This window comes from Methylobacterium frigidaeris (assembly GCF_022179185.1).
Taxonomy (GTDB): domain Bacteria; phylum Pseudomonadota; class Alphaproteobacteria; order Rhizobiales; family Beijerinckiaceae; genus Methylobacterium; species Methylobacterium frigidaeris.
In genome coordinates this window covers 1-4,586 of record NZ_BPQJ01000103.1, presented here as the reverse complement: position 1 = coordinate 4,586, position 4,586 = coordinate 1, and the positions used below count along the sequence as shown (strand labels likewise).

5 protein-coding genes are annotated in these 4,586 nt (G+C 62.7%); all 5 read left to right on the top strand.

What is annotated here, in order from left to right; translation table 11 throughout:
- Positions 1 to 92 precede the first annotated feature (92 nt).
- The 5 genes from MFF64_RS36300 to MFF64_RS36280 all read left to right on the top strand — a co-directional run bounded on the left by MFF64_RS36300 (position 93) and on the right by MFF64_RS36280 (position 4,357).
- The gene (locus MFF64_RS36300; RefSeq protein ID WP_238193857.1) at positions 93 to 512 is read left to right on the top strand and encodes a DUF5681 domain-containing protein; all 420 of its coding nucleotides are present in this window, start codon (positions 93 to 95) and stop codon (positions 510 to 512) included.
- A complete protein-coding gene (locus MFF64_RS36295; RefSeq protein ID WP_238193855.1) occupies positions 509 to 751 on the top strand; it encodes a hypothetical protein in 243 nt (80 codons plus the stop codon). The genes MFF64_RS36300 and MFF64_RS36295 overlap by 4 nt, the downstream gene beginning before the upstream one ends.
- 1,037 nt (positions 752 to 1,788) lie before the next feature.
- A complete protein-coding gene (locus tag MFF64_RS36290; RefSeq protein WP_238193853.1) occupies positions 1,789 to 2,118 on the top strand; it encodes a Rap1a/Tai family immunity protein in 330 nt (109 codons plus the stop codon).
- Positions 2,119 to 3,340: 1,222 nt separating this feature from the next.
- Positions 3,341 to 3,583 carry a hypothetical protein gene (locus tag MFF64_RS36285; protein WP_238193851.1) on the top strand — a complete coding sequence of 81 codons (243 nt, stop codon included), beginning with the start codon at positions 3,341 to 3,343 and terminating at the stop codon, positions 3,581 to 3,583.
- A gap of 516 nt (positions 3,584 to 4,099) precedes the next feature.
- Positions 4,100 to 4,357, top strand: coding sequence for a hypothetical protein (locus MFF64_RS36280; RefSeq protein WP_238193849.1), 258 nt, complete (start codon positions 4,100 to 4,102; stop codon positions 4,355 to 4,357).
- Positions 4,358 to 4,586 lie beyond the last annotated feature (229 nt).

Here is a 4,586-nt window from a genome sequence, read left to right as displayed (position 1 = left end):
CCGTCGGCTCAAAGCCATACTTCAGGGCGGACCACTCCGATGGGGGCTGACCAGAAGCTCGGATAAAGATCCGTAAACGAGAGGACATCGTGATGCCCGCGAGAGGGCGACCATTCCAGAAGGGGCAGAGCGGCAACCCTGCGGGCCGGGCGAAGGGCAGTCGGACCCGGGTCGCGCAGGCGATGGAGCTGATCCTGTCGGACGACGCCGATGCCACCATGCGCAAGGCCACGACCTTGGCGAAGGACGGCGACCCCACGGCCCTGCGCCTGTGCCTCGACCGCCTGATGCCCGTCCGCAAGGATCGGCCAGTACCGTTCGCCTTGCCCCTGATCGAGACCGCGGCCGACCTGACGAAGGCCACCTCTGCACTGCTAGCGGCCGTTGCTGCTGGCGACCTCACGCCCTCCGAGGCCGCCGAACTGGGCAAGCTGGTGGACGCCCATGTGCGGGCAATTGGGGCCACCAACCTGCATGACCGCCTAACCCGTCTGGAGGCCGCACAATCATGAGCCCCCGCAATCTGCACCTCCGCCTCGACCAGATCGAACGCCAGCAGGGCACGAGCGGCGCCATGGAGCAGATGAGCGACGCGCAGCTGTGGCGTATCATCCGCCGGGGCTACCCCGTTCTCGTCCGGGAGCACGGGAGCCTGCCCGCCGCCGTCCGGCACCTTCGCGCGACCGGCGACGCCAGCCTTGCCGGCTTCATAGAGGAAGACACCGGAACTGCCAGTGCTGTCCGTCATTGAACGCCGCATCGCACGACTTGAGCAACGCGACCGCGGCCGGCTCTGTGGCGCGCACCGCTACAGCGACGAGGAATTGGACGGGCTGATTGCCTGGCTCCAAGACCTCGACCCGCACCACGGGGATCTAGACCAAGCCCGCGAGGAATGGGCCGTTGGCCTCATGCGCAGAGAAGGGCTGATCCGATGAGCCTTGCAGGCCTTCGCTGTGAGGCCATCCACGTCGTCGAGGCGCCGCGGGCGATCCTTGCCGATCGACCCATGGGCGACGAGGAGGGTGCCGCCGCCCTGCGGGACTGGCGGAAGTGGACCGCTGACGGCCGAGCGACCCTTCACAGGGGCGTGCTGTGTATCTCGGACCAGCATGAGCCGACAGATGCAGAATGGGCGGCGCTGTACGCCCGGCCGGGAGGGATGCCGCACTAAGGCGCCTCCCGACCTACAACGCGCTTCCTGGCCGTTCGAGGGTGGAACGCTGCGGGTCCGCCCGCCGCTGCCGGAGGTGTCGGCCGGGATCGCGCCACGGTCGGTGTCGGCGCTAGCTTCGGGGCCGGGATCCTCCCCTTCGGTGCTCTCAGGATGCCACCACCTACGCGCCCAAGTGCGTGATCACGAAGTAGGTGAAAGGGACCACCGCCCCGACCCCCAGCACAATCATTGCACGCATTCCAAAGACACTGCCATTGGACGGCTCTTCGGTCTCGTAATCGTACCAGTTTGAGCTCTCATGACCAGACATGGCTTCCCTCGAAACGATTGAATTTGACCCTTTCTCGGGCATGGTCGTTTCAGAAGCGCTCGACGGATCGCTAAAATTCTAACATTTGTCTCCATCGAGGCGTCGAGCCGATCGAAGAACCCTTAGGGACCGCAGCGATGCGCATAGGCTCTTCGGCCGCCTCTGGCGAGGCAGTAGGGGCTGGTGCCCCGTCGCGCTAAGTGTCCTTCAACGCTCTTTTCAGGAGCCTGCCGCAAACCGTGTGCTTGCATTGCGGCGCTGATTGCGGCCAGCAAAGTCTTCTTTGTCGGAGAACGTGAGAATGCGTTTGGTACTCGGTTTGGTAGTTGCGCTCTGCACTTCGCCCGCTCTAGCGCAGGGCAAGCTCTCCGATTTGAAGAAAGGAAGTGAGTTCGCCGCCTCATGCCAGCCCAGCGCGTCGGAGGCGCAGAAGACCTACCTGACCGGCTTCGTGACGGGCGCCGCGGACGCATCGATCGGCAAGCATCTCTGCCCGAAGGAGACGATCAGCCCTCAGCAGCTCGTGGAGGCCTTCTGCGGGTATCTGAAGGAGCACCCGAAGAACCTGAACCGGCCGGGTGGTCTGCTGCTCGGGCTGGCCCTTTCAGGGGCGTGGCCTTGCAAGCCTTAAGCAGGGCCCGCCGACAGAATTCATGTCCCGAGCCTGCGTGCACTCGCGGAAGCGGCGGCTGGGTTCGCGCTCTGACTGAGGCCGGCGGCATCCCAGCCTTCGGCGCTCTCCGGATGCCCTGAGGCTCGGCAAAGGTGAGCGGTAACGGTTCAGCCTCAGATCTAGGACCTCATTGCCGGACAGTTGCCCCTTGGCAGAGCGTGCGGGGCAGGCTGGCGTTGCGGGGGGGGTGGAATAAACGGCCGGTCTTAGCTGTAGAATGATCCTACAGCGGGCAGAGACTCGCTTGGTTTGGCAGGACGATCGGCCTTGATGCGCACGCGCGGCATCTCGGCCATCACTGCCGCGTAGCTCGCTTGGTTCTCTGGCGGCACGAGCGGCAGGTTGGTTGGGCTGGTGGCGGGAAGGCGAGCGGTGGAGCGCTTGTGAAGGTCGGACATACCGAGGCAACGAGCCGGAGGGCGGTTTTGTTGCGATGCAGTCGTCATAGTGTGCGCTGCAACACACAATCCTAGCTATCGCGCTGCGGCGTGCCTTTCTCGCCCTCAGCGCCGGCAGGCTACGGCACGTCCTGTGCGACGAGGCGGTAGCTCTCTGACCGTGGCCCAGCCGACTGCATGCGCCCGCAGGATGCCCTGAGATCGCAGCGACGGTCCGATGTCTGAGGGGGGCTGATAGCCGGACCGCCGCCGCATCCCTGAAAACAAAAGGCCGCCCTTGCGAGGCGGCCGAAGTCTAGGGAGGAAACGCCCGTGGAGGGCATTGTCCTTTTATGCCCGACCGAGGGGCGGTGATGTGTGTGGCCGCACGTCCATGCGTGCTGTGGTAAGGCGCCGTCCTTAGCAGTCGCTAGGCCGCTGCGCTGACGCATGATCCTGCGTGGACATCTTCGACGTGTCCCCTGGCATAGCCGTCTTCCCACCTCCGGATTGAGTCCCGCCCAGTGCGCCCGTCGTTTCCGCGGTCCTGCCCGGTGTCACCTTGCTGGCTGGCGGCGGCGGGTTGGCGTTAGAGGTCGTGTGATGCGGATCGCGAGGGCCTGTGTCGCACGGACCTGCGGCGGCAATCGTTACCGTGAGTAATAGGGCAGCGCTCGTGCCAGCCAGTACAGCTCCTACTTTCATGGCATCCTCCATGCCTTGTTGATCTATGTAAACCAACCCATAGCGGACTCCGTTCCGGCTTGACTGTCCCAGCTTAGCGCTTCTTTCTTGGTGAACGCATGGAGAAAGCTGTGGCCCGCCATCACACCTACGCAGAACCGCCTGAGAGCCATGATCGCAGCACCGGCGGATCCCTCGATTACGATAAGGGCTATCTTGCCGGCCTCCGTGAGGTGAAGACGCTGGTTCGCAAGCTCTACGAGAACCAGGACTTCAACGACCAAGCAGCGTTCCAACACCTTTCTCTGGAAATTGAAGCTCTTATTCGCATCAAAATGCGAAAATCACCAAGACTCGGATGATTGTCTCCTTGCCAAGATCTCGATAATTAGTCACATTCATGTTTCACACCCGCAATTGCGCACGGGAGGCTCTCACCTCAGAGAGAACGGATGCGGTCCTCCGCACGAGGGATCGGATAGGGACCTGGCCACGCGAGAGGGCGTGCCCTACCCATCCTCTGCATGACCTAAGCTTCGGCCGCCTCTAGGGTTTCGAACATGATGTTGCGCGGTGAGTGAGCGCAGGGTCCGAAACCGACCTCCAGGAACCACTTATGCCAAAGCTCCGGCTCGTGCTCAGTGTTGGGTGCTAAGCATGTCAGCACAGCCACAAGGTGCTCGTTAACATAAAGCAGTGCGCCTTCCGTATCGCTCTCCAATGAAGCAACCTTTGTTGGCACACGAACGACTTGCAAGTTCATGCCGCTCCCCACCGGATACGGGCGATCTGGTATGCAGACATTGATCTGTCCGGCATTAACATAGAACAGGATCCACGCTCCGGATCCTGTACAATCCTACCAGGAGGGCGGGGATGTGAGCCTACGCCAAGCGATGCTGGACCTCATGCGCGCGATCACCGACGACATTGCGGTCCAGGAGGCGGTGGCCTGTGAGATCTCGGATGTGGCCGCTGAGAAGGAGGCTGCTGGGTACGCCAGGGAGGCCGCCACCATGCGTACCCTGTCACGCCGGCACCGGGTCGCGGGGATCGAGCTGCAAGCTCGTCTCGTCACTCTGAGCGGGGAGTACGCCACCATGTTCCCGGACGCCAAGTTGGACGGGTTCACCTGAGCTAATGGAAGAACTTAACCTGTGACCTACCTGAACCCACCATCAGCTGAATGCGGGCAGGTGCTGATGGCTGGGAGAGCCTGAGCTTCCACCTACAACGTAAGGGAGGGACGCATTATGGCTCCCACACCGAACCACGCCGTGGATATGTTCATTCGCAAGATGGAAAGCATCGTAAGCGCTCGGTGAAGGCCGCCTTGTGCCTGTAGTGCTTTGCTCTGGATACAGG

Excerpts from the sequence above, each read along its gene's own strand:
- MFF64_RS36300 (WP_238193857.1), top strand. The coding sequence starts at position 93 with ATGCCCGCGAGAGGGCGACCATTCCAGAAGGGGCAGAGCGGCAACCCT.
- MFF64_RS36295 (WP_238193855.1), top strand. The coding sequence starts at position 509 with ATGAGCCCCCGCAATCTGCACCTCCGCCTCGACCAGATCGAACGCCAG.
- MFF64_RS36290 (WP_238193853.1), top strand. The coding sequence starts at position 1,789 with ATGCGTTTGGTACTCGGTTTGGTAGTTGCGCTCTGCACTTCGCCCGCT.
- MFF64_RS36285 (WP_238193851.1), top strand. The coding sequence starts at position 3,341 with ATGGAGAAAGCTGTGGCCCGCCATCACACCTACGCAGAACCGCCTGAG.